Annotated in this window: 14 protein-coding genes; all 14 read left to right on the forward strand. The window is 33.7% G+C overall.

The window, feature by feature from the left end; translation table 11 throughout:
* The 14 genes from RT261_RS07945 (at window position 1) to RT261_RS08010 (ending at window position 15165) form a co-directional block, all read left to right on the forward strand.
* Complete coding sequence (locus RT261_RS07945) at window positions 1-1350, forward strand: MFS transporter (protein WP_313131509.1); 1350 nt, start codon at window positions 1-3, stop codon at window positions 1348-1350.
* Window positions 1320-3653, forward strand: coding sequence for an ABC transporter permease (locus RT261_RS07950; RefSeq protein WP_313131511.1), 2334 nt, complete (start codon window positions 1320-1322; stop codon window positions 3651-3653). Before RT261_RS07945 ends, RT261_RS07950 begins: the two co-directional genes overlap by 31 nt.
* A 24-nt stretch (window positions 3654-3677) precedes the next feature.
* On the forward strand, window positions 3678-4445 hold the full coding sequence (locus RT261_RS07955) for an ABC transporter ATP-binding protein (protein ID WP_313131513.1): 768 nt from the start codon (window positions 3678-3680) through the stop codon (window positions 4443-4445).
* 31 nt (window positions 4446-4476) lie between these two features.
* Window positions 4477-5316 carry a 3-hydroxyacyl-CoA dehydrogenase family protein gene (locus RT261_RS07960; protein ID WP_313131516.1) on the forward strand — a complete coding sequence of 280 codons (840 nt, stop codon included), beginning with the start codon at window positions 4477-4479 and terminating at the stop codon, window positions 5314-5316.
* Between the two features lie 54 nt (window positions 5317-5370).
* A complete protein-coding gene (locus RT261_RS07965) occupies window positions 5371-5598 on the forward strand; it encodes a phosphopantetheine-binding protein (RefSeq protein WP_313131518.1) in 228 nt (75 codons plus the stop codon).
* 40 nt (window positions 5599-5638) lie between these two features.
* Window positions 5639-6664, forward strand: a complete 1026-nt coding sequence (locus tag RT261_RS07970) for an HAD-IIIC family phosphatase (protein ID WP_313131520.1) — start codon at window positions 5639-5641, stop codon at window positions 6662-6664.
* Between the two features lie 13 nt (window positions 6665-6677).
* Complete coding sequence (locus tag RT261_RS07975; RefSeq protein ID WP_313131523.1) at window positions 6678-7814, forward strand: acyl-CoA dehydrogenase family protein; 1137 nt, start codon at window positions 6678-6680, stop codon at window positions 7812-7814.
* A gap of 6 nt (window positions 7815-7820) precedes the next feature.
* Complete coding sequence (locus RT261_RS07980; protein ID WP_313131525.1) at window positions 7821-8642, forward strand: electron transfer flavoprotein subunit beta/FixA family protein; 822 nt, start codon at window positions 7821-7823, stop codon at window positions 8640-8642.
* Window positions 8632-9633, forward strand: a complete 1002-nt coding sequence (locus RT261_RS07985) for an electron transfer flavoprotein subunit alpha/FixB family protein (protein WP_313131528.1) — start codon at window positions 8632-8634, stop codon at window positions 9631-9633. The genes RT261_RS07980 and RT261_RS07985 overlap by 11 nt, the downstream gene beginning before the upstream one ends.
* A gap of 40 nt (window positions 9634-9673) precedes the next feature.
* Entirely contained in the window at window positions 9674-9910 is a 237-nt protein-coding gene (locus tag RT261_RS07990; protein ID WP_313131530.1) for an acyl carrier protein, read from the forward strand.
* Window positions 9911-9942: 32 nt separating this feature from the next.
* Complete coding sequence (locus tag RT261_RS07995; RefSeq protein ID WP_313131533.1) at window positions 9943-10890, forward strand: ACP S-malonyltransferase; 948 nt, start codon at window positions 9943-9945, stop codon at window positions 10888-10890.
* Between the two features lie 178 nt (window positions 10891-11068).
* Window positions 11069-11854, forward strand: coding sequence for an ABC transporter ATP-binding protein (locus RT261_RS08000; RefSeq protein WP_313131535.1), 786 nt, complete (start codon window positions 11069-11071; stop codon window positions 11852-11854).
* 1 nt (window position 11855) lies between these two features.
* Window positions 11856-14177 (forward strand): ABC transporter permease, encoded by a 2322-nt coding sequence (locus tag RT261_RS08005; RefSeq protein ID WP_313131538.1) that lies wholly within the window; start codon window positions 11856-11858, stop codon window positions 14175-14177.
* 181 nt (window positions 14178-14358) lie between these two features.
* A complete protein-coding gene (locus RT261_RS08010) occupies window positions 14359-15165 on the forward strand; it encodes a carbon-nitrogen hydrolase family protein (RefSeq protein WP_313131541.1) in 807 nt (268 codons plus the stop codon).
* The last annotated feature ends 791 nt before the right edge of the window (window positions 15166-15956 follow it).

The raw sequence follows: 15956 nt of genomic DNA on the forward strand, positions 1-15956 counted from the left end.
ATGAAAGAAAAAAATAGTTATTCGGTATTTTTAGTGTTATGGTTTGGGCAGTTAATTTCCAGTATAGGAAGTGGGCTGACTTCATTTGGATTAAATATTTATGTATTTCAGCAAACAAGAAGTGCGGCAGCGTGTTCCATAGTTATGTTATGCGCATTTCTACCAATGGTGTTACTAACACCGTTTTCTGGAGTTTTGGCAGATCGGTATAGCAGAAGAATCTTAATGCTTATTGGTGATTTTTTTTCAGCAATTTGTCTATGTGTGATGCTTGCAGGGATTTTTTCGGGAAAAGATAATATTGTAATGATTTGTGTTTGTGTATTTTGTAGTGCTATTTTTTCATCATTAATGGATCCGTCCTATAAATCAACAGTGACAGATCTGCTTACCGTTGAACAGTTCTCAAAAGCTGGCGGTCTAATCCAGTTGGCATCATCTGCCAAGTTTTTAATTGCACCTGCACTAGCAGGAATAATTATAAAACTTGGTGGTATTGAGCTGATTTTAATGATAGACATATGTACATTTTTCCTTACACTTTTAACTGTAATTTATGCTGGTAATTTGATGGAAGAACGACAGAATTTAGATAAAAGTAAAGAATTCAGTTTTTTTTCAGATTTAGCAGAGGGCTGGAAGAGTTTGATAAAAAACAAAGGAATAATGGTATTATTAACACTTTCTACAGTGATTACCTTCTACATTGGTTTTGTGGAAACGCTACTTACTCCAATGCTATTAGAATTAACTGATTCTGCTACGCTCGGAGTTATTACGTCGGTCAGCGCAATTGGCATGTTAATTTCAAGCATTATACTTGGAATTAAGGGGATTGAAAAGAAATATGTAAATGCGCTTGCAATATCATTTTCATTGATGGGCATATTAATTTGCTTTGTTGGCTGCATTACGAATCTGTATATTATCACAGCTGCAGGTTTTCTGTTTTTTGCTATGATTCCAATTGCAAATACATGTATAGATGTATTAGTAAGAAGTAATTTGGAAAAAGAGACGCAGGGACGTGTGTGGGGACTGATATCGCTTATTTCCCAGATCGGTTACATAGTGGCATATGGAATATCAGGCCCTTTAGCAGATTATGTGTTTAATCCACTTTTTTATCATGACGGTGCTCTCGCTGAAAGTATTGGAAAAATTGTCGGCATAGGTGAAGAACGAGGCATAGCTTTTATGATGGTGTTCTGTGGATTATCTATGTTTATTTTTAGTATAATTATCAAAAGTAATAAATCAATGAAAAAGGTTGAAGAAGAATATCTTCTTAAAAAGAAAAAAGTTACGGAAGGAAATTTATGCTTAAAAAAATCATTTTTAGAGAATTAAAAAGAGGGAAAGTAGTTAGTATCATACTTTCATTATTCATTGCGATTTCTGCGATGTTAAGTGCAAGTGCAGCAGATTTACTGTATTCCTTAGCTGGTTCTATGAATAACTTTTTTGAAATATCACAGACATCCCATTTACTTCAGATGCACAGCGGTGGCATTGATGAAGAACAGATTGACGAGTTTGTACAGGAAAATGATTACATCAAAGATTATCAGATTGTCACTTTACTGAATGTAGAGGGTGATGCTCTTGTTCTTGATCAAAACGGAAATAGCGAATTGGGAAGTGTAATAGATAATTCGTTTGTGATACAAAATACGAATTTTGATTATCTGTTAGATGAGGAAAACAAAGTAGCTAAAGTCTCAAAGGGTGAAGCTGCCGTACCAGTATATTATGAAATAAAGTATGGTCTGAAAGAAGGAGATACCGTAAGCATCAAGACGTCAAATGGAACGATTGACTTTGTTATTTCCGCTTTTGTGAGGGATTCGGAAATGAATTCTTCCTATATCTCATCAAAAAGAATTTTGTTATGTAAGGAAGACTGGAACAATCTGAAAGCACAAATAGGAAGTATTGAATATATGGTTGAATTTCGTGTTTTTGACACAGAGAAGATCAATGTGTTGGAAGCCGCATATTTAGAAGCAGGACTTCCTTCAAATGGTCCAATCATCACATATTCAGAAATAAGATTGTTGAACAGTCTAACAGATATTATGATGGCAGCATTGATCATCCTTGTTGCAATTTTCCTGATTATCATTTCGATTTTATGTGTTCGTTTTACGATGATTGCATGTATTGATGAGGAATATATGGATATAGCAGCGATGAAGGGAATTGGTATTCCAGCGAAATTCATTGCTGATATATACTTAAGAAAATATTTAATTATTTCTATGGTTGGCTGCATTATCGGATATTATGCATCTTTCCATATCAGAGGAATTGTTCAGGAAAATCTGGATTCATATATGGGGCTGGTAGACAAAAACTTTGGAAATTATGGTTTGCAGCTTTTTACTAGCATAATTACGGGACTTTTGGTACTTTTCTTCTGTAGAAAAGCAATAAAGCGCACTGATAAAGTTAATGTTGTAGAGGCATTACAGGGTAGAAGAACGAAGAATAATGATGTGGTTGTACGTCACCCTTCCTTAAAGGGAATAGGAAAACAATGGGTTAATGTTAAGCTAGGTATAAAATATATGGTAAGTTATAAAAAGCCATATCTGATTATTACATTGATTTTTATTGCAATGACCTTTTTCATTTTACTTCCTTTGCAACTTACAACTACAGTTCAGTCGAAAGAATTTACATCATATATGGGTGTGGCAGAATGTGATATACGAGTAGATTTGCAGAACGGAGATACGATTTCAGAGGAAAGCGATGCAATTGAAGAGGTTCTTGCGAATGACAATGATGTAGAATTGTATGGAGTGTATAATACATATTCAGCAACATCTGAGAATAAAGAAGGAGAAGATGTTTATTTAAATTTTGAGACTGGAGATTTTCGGAAATTTACTGTTTTCTGTATAAAGGGTAGATTACCTGAAGAGGAATCAGAACTAGCAATATCGTACCTTGCTTCGACACAGTTGAATAAAGAAGTTGGCGATCAGATAGTAATTACACTGAATGGAGAACAGTATACCTTTAGTATTTGTGGTATATATCAAGATATTACAAATGGTGGAAAGAGTGCAAAGTCAATGATTAATACAGATGATGCTAAGGTAATCAGAAGTGTTATCAATATTAATCTTTTGGACGGAACAGATGTATCTGAGAAGATACAGACATTTGGAAACAGTTTTTCTGCTGGAAAGATAACAGATATTAATAATTATGCGTCGCAAAGTATGGGAGATTCTATTTCACAACTTCGTGAAATTACGGCTATAACGATGTTGATTGCGATGTTAATCATTGTTTTCACATTGACGGTATTTTTGAAGCTGTTAATTATCAGAAACAAAGATGATATTGCTATTATGAAGGGACTTGGTTTTAAAAACATAGATATCAGGATTCAGTATGGGGTACGAATTATGTTATCTCTTTTGGTTGGAATTGTGATCGGAGCGTTTTTAGTGAATCTTGTGGGGCAGCCATTGGTTGGTATGGTTACTGCATCCATGGGTGCAGCAGAAATTGTATTTGTTACAAATATTTTTCATGCGTATTTTTTATATCCATTGAGCATGTTTATTACAGCGTTTCTTACGGTTATTGTGGCAAGTAAAGAACTAAAGAAGATAAGAATTGTAGAAGGAATGTAGAAATATTGGAAAGGATACGGAACAGTGAATACAATTTTAAAAGTAAAAAATTTAAGTAAAACCTTTCATATGGAAAAGGGAATCGAACAGCAGGCATTAAAAGAAATCGAGTTTGGGATAAAAGAAGGGGACTTTATTGCAATTATGGGTCCATCGGGATCAGGAAAATCTACCTTACTTTATAATATCAGTGGAATGGATCAGCCATCTTTAGGGGAAATTTTTCTGGATAATACTAAAATAAGTGAACTTGGTGAAAAGGCATTATCAGACATAAGACTTCGTAAGCTTGGCTATGTATTTCAACATCCACATTTGATCAGAAGTCTATCCGTAATGGAAAATATTATTCTTGGAGCTTCTATTCTTCATGAACGTGTAGATGATGAACTGGAGAATAAAGCAAAAAAACTGATGGAAAAATTGGGAATTGAAAATCTCGCGGAACGTGACATTAGTACGCTGTCCGGTGGTCAGGCGCAAAGAGTCAGTATTTGCAGAAGTCTTATGAACGATCCAAGAATTATATTTGCGGATGAACCAACAGGTGCATTAAATTCGAAAACTTCCGATGAGGTAATGAATATATTTGTTGATATAAATCAAGCAGGAAGCACAATTATGCTTGTTACACATGATGCCAAAGTTGCTGCGAAAGCGAATCAGGTTTGGTTTTTACTTGATGGATGCATATATAAAAAGAAAATACTTGGAAGATGGGATAAAAAAATAAATTCATTGCTTCAGCGACAAGAGGAAGTAATGCGGATTATGGCAAAAATAGAAGTATAAAAATAATGGAAGAATATAATGGAGGAATGCAATGAATAAAAGAATAGGGGTTATCGGAGCGGGAGTCATGGGAAAAGGCGTGGCACAACGTTTCGCAAAATATGGATATAGTGTAATGCTTTTAGACAATGATCCAGAGGCTTTGAAAAATGCAACGGGTGAGATTTTTCGCGATTTAAAAATGAAAAGCATGTTTGATAAATCTCTTAAGGTGCAGGAGGTAATGGAAAATATATCCATAATTAGAAAATATGAAGAACTTCAGGATGCAGATTTTATTATAGAAAATGTATACGAAAAAGAAGAGGTAAAAAAGGAAGTTTATGAGCAGCTGAAAGATATCAAAAAAACAGACTGTATTTATTTGGCAAATACATCCTGCATACCTATTACTCGAATTGGCGCATATACTGGAACACCAGAAAGAGTAATAGGAGTTCACTTTATGAATCCTGTTCCGATAAAGAACTTTGCAGAGGTTATTCTGGGAAAGAAGACTTCGCAGAATACAATTGATAAGGTCGGAGAACTTTTGCATAGCGTTGAAATTAGTTTTGAAACAGTGAATGATAGTGCGGGATTTGTTTCCAACAGGCTCTCTCATTTATTTATGAATGAAGCAGCGTTCCTTGTTTATGAAGGAGTAGCAGATGCAAAGCAGATAGACAATATTTTCAAAAAGGCATTTGGTCATAAAATGGGACCATTAGAGACCTCTGATTTGATAGGAATTGATACAGTAGTTGATTCTTTAGAGGTTCTTTACAAGGAATATGAGGATCCGAAATTCAGAGTATGTCCGTTGCTTCGTCGCATGGTGGAAATGGGAGAGACTGGGAGGAAGGGTAAAAAGGGATTTTATCAATATTAAAAATGTAGTGGCAAATTTAAATAAAAAAAGTATATAAGAATTGGAGAATAAGACATGAAAGAAAAAATTAGAGAATTTTTAGGATCATTTATTGATGAAAGCAATATAGCAGATGGTGATAATATTTTTGAAACAGGACTCGTTAACTCACTTTTTGCAATGCAGTTAGTTAGCTTTATCGAGAAGAACTTCGAAATTAGTATTGAGAACCATGAATTAGATATTGATAATTTCAAAGATATTAATTCTATTGCTGCATTGGTAAACTCCAAACTTGGATAAATTATAGTAATAGATTAAGAATTGTGGAGGTATTAATATATTGAAAGATACAAAGATTAAATGTGTTGTGTGGGATTTGGATAATACCTTGTGGGATGGAATATTGCTAGAGAGCGAAGATGTTGTTTTAAAGGACGATGTGGTGGAAGTAATAAAAGAGTTGGATAAGAGAGGAATTTTACAATCAATCAGCAGTAAAAACGATTATGATGCTGCAAAGAAAAAGCTGGAAGAGTTTGACTTGTGGGATTATTTTATTTATCCACAAATCAATTGGAATCCAAAATCAGAAGCAATTGAAGTAATTACAAACAGTATAAATATTGGCATAAACACACTTGCGTTTGTAGATGATCAGGAATTTGAACGTGATGAAGTGTCTTTTTCACATCAGGATGTGCTCTGTATTGATACATTGGATAGCGGAAAAATTCTTTCCATGGACTGTATGATGCCAAAGTTTATTACTTCGGACTCAAAAAACAGAAGAGCAATGTATCAGAATGATATTGCGAGGAATAGTATAGAAAAGGACTTCAAGGGAACGAAAGAAGAATTTCTGGGTTCATTGAATATGACTTTTTACATAAGTAAAGCTCAAGAAAGCGATCTGCAAAGAGTAGAGGAGCTGACGGTAAGAACACATCAGTTGAATTCAACGGGGTATGTGTATTCCTATGCCGAATTAAAGGCATGTATTGAAGATGAAAAATACGAAGTGTTCGTGACCAGACTGGATGATAAATACGGTACTTATGGAACCATTGGTCTTGCTTTAGTAGAAAAGAATGAAGAAGTATGGGAAGTAAAGTTATTGATTATGTCATGCCGCGTTATGTCAAGAGGAGTAGGTAATATTTTGCTAAATTACATTTGTAATGAGGCGAAAAAAGCAGCTGTAAAGTTGCAAGCACAATTTGTTCCAACAGATAAAAACCGTATTATGTACATTACATATAAATTTAACGGATTTAAAGAAATAAAGAAAGACAACCTGATCGTATTTGAGGCAGATATGGCTCATGAAAGAAAAATTCCAAAATATGTGGAATTAGTTGTAGTATAGGAGGGCATAGACAGTGGAATTTGCATATTCGCAAGAACAAAAAGAATATAGAAAGGAAATTATTAATTTTGCAAGAGAAAATCTAAACGATGAAGAGTATTTGGAAAAGTATAGTCCCAAAATGTGGAATAAAATATCTGAATTCGGGATTCTTGGCTTAAATATTGGAGAGGAATATGGAGGGTTAGGCGAGAGTTACCAGACAGCTGCATATATGTATGAAAGTCTGGGTTATGCATGCAAAAATAATGGATTAATTTTTGTGCTTAATAATCATGTATGGGTGTCTCAGAATATTATTTATTTATATGGTTCTAAGAAATTAAAGGATAAATATATTCCTGTTATGATAACTGGAGAAAAAATAGGTGCGATTGCTATTACGGAAGCAAATTCGGGATCAGATGCATTTAGCATGGTGACAACAGCAAAAGAAGAGGAAAATCATTATATCTTAAATGGAGGTAAAATGTTTATTTCAAATGGACCGATTGCTGATGTTTACATAGTTTTTGCAGTAACACAGGATAATCCAAAAAAAATAACAGCCTTCGTGGTAGAGAGAGCTTTTCAAGGAGTTAAAACAGGTCCAGATATTGAAAAAATGGGACTTAATGCTTGCCCCACAAGTGAGTTGATTTTAAATAATGTTAAGGTCCCAAAGGAAAATATTCTTGGAAGCATTGGTGGAGGAACTAATATTTTAACTCAGGCGATTGAGTGGGAAAGATGTTTCGAGTTTGCTCCTCATGTTGGAGTTATGCAAAGAATAATGGAAGAATGCATAGAACAGGTAAAAACGAGAAGCCAGTTTGGTAAACCGATAGGAGATTATCAGGCGGTTTCACACAAGATTTCTGAGATGAAAATAGCAATAGAAATGTCAAAATTGATGTTGTATAAGATTGCATGGCTGAAGGATAAAAAGAGAACTGCTTATACAGAAGTTTCTATTTTTAAAACTTATGTGAGTGAGAATTACATTAAGACCTGTCGTGATGCATTGCAGATATTTGGAGCTTATGGCTATACAAAGGAATATGGAATCGAGAGAGAATTTAGAGATGCACTTGCTTGCAGTATTTATTCAGGAACAAATGAGATGCAAAAAAATACAATTTATGAAATGGTGAAAATGACGCGTCTATAAAGAAGAATGGAAAATGAAAGAATGGAAAATGAAAAAAGAGTGGTTTTATGTATTAAACCGATAAAAACAGATTTACTATTTCAAAGTGGTAATACAGAGAGTGAACCTTTTCAGATGAATCCCTATGATTTAAAGGCATTGGAGAATCTGGCTACTCTAAAGAAAAGTAATCAAGGTGATTTTTGTCTGACCTGTATCTGTATGGGAGATAAAAAAGCAGAAAGTGTCTTAAGACGGGCGCTTGCCATGGGCGCAGATGAGGCAGTTCTTGTCAGCGACAAGATGTTTGCAGGATCAGATACCGTAGCAACAGCATATGTTTTACAAAAGGCAATGGTTAAGTTAGACAATGTTCAGATGATAGTGTGTGGAGTGAAAACCATTGATGGAGAAACCGGTCAGGTACCTCAAGGATTGGGTGAGCGACTTGGGTTTACATCCATTGCAAATGGAAATGAAATATTAAAAATCACGGATACAGATGTTATTTATAAGAGTAGAAATGGTAATGTAATACAAATATTACAATCGAAACTACCTGCGATTGTGAAGTTTAATGATTTTAGAGTTAATTTGCCAATTACAAGTTTGCTTGCCATAAAAAAAGCAAAGAAAAAAGAAATCTTATTGTTTGATTCTACTAATATGAAAATAAATCCGGAGAAATGCGGATTGAAAGGTTCAAAAACAAAGGTTAAGGAAATTAGAAACAAATTTGTTAAAAGCGAAAAAGTCAAAGTAGATGGCGGTGTTCATGAAATGGCAGAAGTTTTATCAAATCTTATTGAGCATGGAGAACATGGAAAGGGGGAGAATCTTGGAGGCTAATTGCAAAAAGGAAATCCTTGTAGTATGTGATTGTTCTACAGAGATGAACGATCACATGGCACAGATTATATCTAAGGCAAGAACCTTGGCAGATGAAAGTGACCATACTGTTTGTGCTTTATATATAGGGGAGAAGAAGGAGAGCACGATAAAAGTAATTTCGGAGTGTGGTACAGACCTTGTGTTATTTGGGACATCTTGCAAGAATGTTGGAATGTGGCAATATAGTGATATTATTACTGATATTATAAAAGAAAGAAAGCCACAATTAATCCTTTTCCAGGCAACCAATTTAGGCAAAGATATTGCAGCAGTCATATCCACCCGTTTTGAAGCAGGGTTAACTGCAGATTGTATTGAAATTTTATATGATTCGAAAGAAGGTTTTCTTTTTGTCCGTGCCGCTATTTGTGATTCCGTGGTTGCACAGATCAGTTGTATAAATTGTGATATTAATATGGGAACGGTAAAAGAGGGTGTTTTTGAAATATCTAAGATAGATAGAAAATCAGATATGCAGGTTCTTGATTTTACAGTGCACGATGACCAAGGCAAATATGGTAAGAATGAAATTTGTCTGGAAGTTCAGCAGGTAGAACAGATAGAAAATGAAATAAATATAAACAAATATGCTACAGTATTTTGTATTGGACGAGGTGCCTCTTCACCAGAATGTGTAGAGGCAATCTATTTACTTGCCCAAAAATATAATGCATGTGTGGTTGGTACAAGACCTATAGTCGAAGACGGTATTATAGAAAAAGCACGTCAGGTAGGACAATCAGGGAAAAGTATTTCACCTCAGCTTTATGTAGGGTTTGGTGTGTCTGGTGCCAGTCAACATTTGGTTGGCATTCGGAATGCAAAGAAAATTATTGCCATTAATAGGGATCTAAAGGCACCAATTTTTGAGTATGCAGATTATTCTATTGTGGCAGATGTTACTGAAATATTAGACGAATTAAATAAAATGCAGATATCTGTTGTATGATAGTTTCACTTTTAAAATAAAAGTATAAGGAGTAACTAATATGGAAAAAGGATGCATTAAGGAGTATTTAAAAGCTGCACTTGCCAAAACAATGGAGTGTGATATAGAGGATATCGATGAGAATACAAGCTTTTTTAAATTGGGGGTTACATCGATTCAGGCATTGAAGGTTATTAATAAAATGAGAAAGACCCTTGATGTGGAGATTAATCCAGCGGCTATTTTTGAATATAAGTGTATTGCAGAACTCGCAGAATATTTGGAAAGTTTGTCATAAAAAGCTTACCTTAGGAAAGAGAGTATACAAGTATGAATTATGCGATGCTATTCCCAGGGCAGGGATCACAATACCTTCATATGTGCCATGGCTTGTATGTAAAAAGTGGTGAAATAAGAAAAATTTTTAAAACATCTTCAGAAATTTTAGGTTATGATCTCTGGAAAATGATAGACAATGGAGATTTAAGTACATTAACAAGAACCCAAAATGCTCAACCAGCAGTTCTTACGGCAAGTTATGCGTTATATACGGATTTTATGATAAAATATGAAAAAGAGCCGGAGATAGTTGTAGGGCATAGTCTAGGAGAAATTTCAGCACTCGTCTGTACAGGGAGTATTCCATTTGATACAGCTGTTGCTTTTGTAAGAAAGCGCAGCGAGTTGATGGAACATGCATTTAGGGAAAAACTCGGATTTTCTGGAATTGTTACAGATATGGAGCAGGAACCGTTAGAAAAAACTTTGCTGGAAATGAATGCAGAGGGGTATGTTGCCATAACAGGTTATAATTCCCCGAATCAATTTATGGTTGCAGGAAATAAGGAGATGGAAAAAAAGCTGGATGATAAAATTGAATCACTTGGAGGACAGTATATTCCTTACAGAATGATACCAATGAAGGTAAGTGCACCTTATCATAGTAAGTTGATGAATATTTATCGGGAAGATTTTTCAAAAATGATTGAGGGAGTAGAGTTTTCTGTGCCTAATTTTCCTGTTTTTTCTACGGTCAATGGGAAAATCCTTCAAACTTCTTCAGAAATTTCGCAATTATTGATTGATCAGATGTCGTCACCCATTTTATGGAATCAGGTTATTGAAGAAATGGTTAACAAAAACTATGATGCATACATAGATATCGGACCGAATAAAATTATTAAAAATCTTATTAAAGAGAAAATAAAAACATTGCATGTATTTGCTGCTGATAATAGTGACGAAGAGGAAAAAATCGTTTCTTTATTTAAAAAATAATGTTATGTAATAGCAAAAATGAGGAATGTAAACTACAGTTGCTTGCAAGAAAGAAAATTTCTATATTACTATTTTTGAATAATCCTCTTGCTGTTGCAAAGAATAGGCTGACAAATGATTAGGTATGTAAAAATATAGAATACATAAAAAAGAATTTGTATAGGTAATAGTTTAAATAATGAAAGGAATAATAGAGGATATGAAAGAAAAGGAAGTAGTTATTCAGGCAAAAGGGCTAAAAAAGAGTTTTCGCTGCGGAGATGTGGAACAGGTAATTTTTGAAAATTTAAGTTTGGATATATATAAGGGTGATTTTACCGTTATTATGGGTTCATCAGGAGCCGGAAAATCAACTCTTTTATATTCTCTTTCAGGAATGGACAGACCTCAAAAGGGTGAAGTAAAGTTTTGCGGAGAAATGGTGACAAATTTAACGGATGATCAACTGGCTGTGTTTCGAAGAAAAAATTGTGGGTTTGTATTTCAACAAAATTATTTATTGGATAGAATGAGTCTAATTGATAATGTTATTGTTGCAGGCGTTCTTGTGAGCAATAAACGTAACGAAATCGTAGAAAAAGCAAAAAAAATATTTGAGATGGTTAATATTCCACCAAACATTCAAAAAAAGTTTCCAAATCAGATATCAGGAGGAGAGGCTCAGAGAGTTGGCATTGTAAGAGCGGTTATAAATAGCCCAAACGTTGTATTTGCAGATGAACCAACAGGATCCTTGAATTCAGATAATTCCAAAGCAGTTTTAGATATCTTTTCAAAACTTTACAAAGACGGACAAAGTATTATTATGGTTACGCATGATAAGCAGTCTGCACTTCGTGCTAACCGTTTGATTTATTTAAAAGATGGTAAGGTCTGTGGTGATTGTAATTTAGGAGAGTATGAAGATAATAATACAGATAGAACCGCAAAGCTGGAAAAATTTCTGATTGAAATGGGGTGGTAATGTGGGGAAATTAAAAAATCTTATTAAGTATAATTTTAAATCAGAAACAACACAGTATATATCATATGGCATTATTATATTTTTAACGGCTTTTATTTTAAATATTGCATTTGTTTTGACTTTTCAAGTAGAGAATGCATATGAAGACAGATTCATAGAATTAGAAACAGCTAATTATAATTTTTGTATTCCAGCAGTTCAGGATGAAGATATATTGGAAGATAAATGTCTTGAGATAAGTGGTGTTGAAGAGGTTGAAAAGTTAGATGGAATTAAAGTTTCATCTATCGTCAAGGATTTTAGAGGAACAGATTTTACAATGAATGTTATTTTTTATAATTTAGATGAGGATAGAAAATTAAATTTGTTGGAAATTCAAGAAGAGGATGATAAATCAGATTTTGAGAATCCAATCTATGTTCCGGAGTATTATATTCAGTTTGGGCAATATTCTGTAGGAGATACAATATGTTTTGAGATTGGTGATGATGAGTATGATTTTCAAATTGCAGGTGTTATTAATGAGATGCAGTATGGAAATTACGGTACAGGTCTTATTGGGTTATATCTTCCAGATGAAGTATATCAAGATACGCTAGAAAATCTAGAAACATATAAAGTTGTAGAATACTCGCTTCGGACAACAGAACAGACAGATAAGATTAAGATTAAAAATAAAATTAATGATTTGTTGGAAGAGGAGAATATAACATTATTATCCTTAAGTAGTAGTGAAGATGGAAAACAGGCAAGAATGATGGTCTGCAAGTTGACTATTTCAATTTTAGTGGCTTTTGCATTCATCATTTTATTGGTAAGTATATTTTTATGTAAGTTTAAAATACAGAATACCATTGAAGAAAAGATTGCTTCCATGGGAGTTTTAAAAGCACTTGGTTATACCGGAGGAATGATTATTCAATCTATGGTATTTCCATATTTGGCAATAGTTACGTTAGTAACTATTATTAGTGTGGCAGCATCTTATACAGTGATTCCAACACTTTCAAATATGTTAGCATTGCAATCCGGTTTTAGTTTTAATTTAAAATTTGACATAAATGCGTTTCTAACGGTATTGATTGTGCTGGAAATCAGTACCTTAGCATTTGTCCTTTTTTCGGCAAGAAGAATTCGCAAATTACAGCCCATTACAGCTATTAGAGGAACTACGGGAAGTATAAAAGGAAAGAAGAACCATCTTCCACTGGATGAAACACCAGGAAACTTAAAGTTTAATATTATCTTAAAGAACACAATATTATCGGCACAGCACAATGTGCTACTATTTTCTGTTTCCTTCCTTGTAATGGTTTTAATGGCATTTGCAAGCACATTATTATATAATGTTATTGTTAAACCAGATAATTTTATGACAACTTTGCTTGAGGAAACACCAGACGTAGTTTTGCAGACGAATGAGGAAAGCGTTAGGATGGGTTTAAAAAAAGATGCACAGGTTGAAAAGGTATTAGAATATAGCATGCAGAATGTAAAAATATCAGAAAATAGTATAACTGCATTTGTATGTGATGATTTTTCCCGTGTATCTAATGACTTATGTTATAAAGGAAGAAATCCGAATGATGAGACAGAAATTGCAATTGGAAATATTTTTGAAGAGAATTATGAAATTGGAGATAAAATAGAGATTTCTCATGGAGATGTAGTTGTTTCATATATAATTGTAGGATTTATTCAAGGTGTTAATTATCAGGGTAGTGTATGTGAGTTAACAAATGAGGGATATAAGCGGATTGAAAAAGATTATCAGGCCAATTCATTATATGTGTATCTTAAAGATGAGGTTGATCAGGAAGGGTTTATCGAACGTATAGAAAGTGAGCAGAATGATAAAATAATAAGCAGTGTAAATTATGCAAAAAATATGGAAATATCACAATCTATGTATTCGAAATTAGTTATACTGATTGTTGCAGTAATCTTTGCTTTAACCATTTTAATTGTTTTACTAATCCTTTATGTTATTATAAGATCACAGATTACACAGAGAAAACATGAGTTTGGTATTTATAAAGCAATTGGTTATTCGAATAATCAGCTTACATTGCAATTAGCGTTTAGTTTTTTACCGGTTTCTGTTATTTCCATACTAATTTCAGCAGGATTAGGAATCTTATATATGCCCGTTATAAATCAAGCTTTATTTGAAATAATAGGTGCTGAGAAGAATAATTTTGAGATATTAGTTCCAGTATTGTTTTTATTTGCGCTATTGCAGATTGTAATAAATTTCGTGATAAGTATAGGATTGTCAATGCCAATTAAGAAGATTTCAGCGTATTCGTTAATCAAGGAATAAAAATGGATAGTGAATATTCCTGCTCTCATTGAGTCATGGACTCCGCCCAAGGAGCATATTCAATGAAATTTTAAAAGCTTTTCTAATATAATTTCAAAATTTAAACTGATTGCTATGGTTACAGCTCAATAGGAAGGAAAAATATGATCATTGGCATCAGATTGGTCATATAGGAGAAAGCATGAAAATCTCTTTGATTCAAATGGAGGTTGTTACTTTTCCAACAGATAATCTTGTAAAAATAAAAACATTACTCAGCCAAGCAAAGGAGAGTGGGACGGATGTAGTTGTTTTACCAGAGATGTGTTGTTGCTCATATGAAAATGAGGCGTTTACACGATATGCAATGTCAGAAAATGATCTTTTTATTGTTCAGTTAGCAGAGCTTGCGAAAGAATTTAATCTGTTTCTTGTAGCAGGTTCTATCCCTGAGAAGGTGCAGGAGAGAATATATAATACATCGTTTGTTTTTGATCCACAAGGGAGAATGATAGCACGTCATAGAAAGGTTCATCTTTTTGATGTTAGTATTGAAAATGGACAATATTTTAAGGAATCTGATACTTTTTGTGCAGGGGATTCTGCTACTGTATTTGATACCAAGTGGGGAAAAATAGGATTGATGATTTGCTATGATATTCGTTTTCCAGAATTTTTCCGATTGATGGGCGAGAATGTAAAACTTGTTATAATACCAGCTTCTTTTAATATGACGACAGGACCACAGCATTGGGAACTTTTATTTCGAGCAAGAGCATTAGATAATCAAGTATATATGGCAGGATGTGCATCAGCAGCTAATTTACAATCGAGTTATCGTTCGTGGGGGCATTCAATTATTACAGATCCATGGGGAGATGTTTTGGGACAGCTAGATGAAAAGGAGGGTATTCTTACTAGAAAATTGGATTTGCAATATGTAGATAAGATAAGGAAAGAATTGCCGTTATTATGCCATCGACGAAAAAACTTATATAAGTTCGATTAAGATTGAACTATTTGAATATTCTTACATAGGAAAACTTAATTTTGGAAATATAGAAACTGGTATTCCAGGTTATCTTAATACATGAGGATTTTAAAGTTAAATGAAGTAGCCCGACTAGGTAGAGCGTGTTTGTCCACGTGAAAGAAGTTAATAGTAAACTCGTGGTAAATATAGTGGAGTTTGCATTGACACTTTTCCTCCACAAATCTCTTAGGAGTACTTTTTCTTTAGAAAGATAGTAATCACACTTTTTGTTAACGCACTTATGGATTCGATGAAGACATTCAACTGCTTGATCATTTGGAAACAACTTTAGTAGGCGGTAATTGTGGCTGGGGTTGCACTAATCCTAAGTAAATATTAGTACATAATGAAACAAGGTATAAACCCACGCTATTATAGCGTGGGTTTATACCTTGTTATGCTTATTGTGAATATAATATGGCATTATAAGATACTAGTGGTTTAATGAATGATTGTCTGAAAGTGCTTCAAAAATATAACACAATCAATCAGTTTATGACACACTACCTGAAAGGGAGTAGCATGTTAAGGTGGATTATTGAAAGTAGTAGACAGAAGTCGAATGTACATTTTTTATTAGTAGTTTTCGGACTATTTTTATTAGTAACTTTCAATATTTAGTGCTAATGTCCTTAGGCTTCTTACGTGCCATACAAATTACCATTAGTTAGCGTAAAATTAGCTTAGGACAAATGGAAATATATTCAATTTGCGTTTAAAAGCACAGAAAAGCACCCCTTTATGGTAAAATTAGGTTTGACAAGAAC

The organism is Anaerocolumna sp. (assembly GCF_032079385.1).
Classification (GTDB): domain Bacteria; phylum Bacillota; class Clostridia; order Lachnospirales; family Lachnospiraceae; genus Anaerocolumna.

Excerpts from the sequence above, each read along its gene's own strand:
- RT261_RS07950 (WP_313131511.1), top strand. The coding sequence starts at position 1,320 with ATGCTTAAAAAAATCATTTTTAGAGAATTAAAAAGAGGGAAAGTAGTT.
- RT261_RS08000 (WP_313131535.1), top strand. The coding sequence starts at position 11,069 with ATGAAAGGAATAATAGAGGATATGAAAGAAAAGGAAGTAGTTATTCAG.
- RT261_RS07965 (WP_313131518.1), top strand. The coding sequence starts at position 5,371 with ATGAAAGAAAAAATTAGAGAATTTTTAGGATCATTTATTGATGAAAGC.
- RT261_RS07980 (WP_313131525.1), top strand. The coding sequence starts at position 7,821 with ATGGAAAATGAAAGAATGGAAAATGAAAAAAGAGTGGTTTTATGTATT.
- RT261_RS07990 (WP_313131530.1), top strand. The coding sequence starts at position 9,674 with ATGGAAAAAGGATGCATTAAGGAGTATTTAAAAGCTGCACTTGCCAAA.
- RT261_RS07995 (WP_313131533.1), top strand. The coding sequence starts at position 9,943 with ATGAATTATGCGATGCTATTCCCAGGGCAGGGATCACAATACCTTCAT.
- RT261_RS07960 (WP_313131516.1), top strand. The coding sequence starts at position 4,477 with ATGAATAAAAGAATAGGGGTTATCGGAGCGGGAGTCATGGGAAAAGGC.
- RT261_RS08010 (WP_313131541.1), top strand. The coding sequence starts at position 14,359 with ATGAAAATCTCTTTGATTCAAATGGAGGTTGTTACTTTTCCAACAGAT.
- RT261_RS07945 (WP_313131509.1), top strand. The coding sequence starts at position 1 with ATGAAAGAAAAAAATAGTTATTCGGTATTTTTAGTGTTATGGTTTGGG.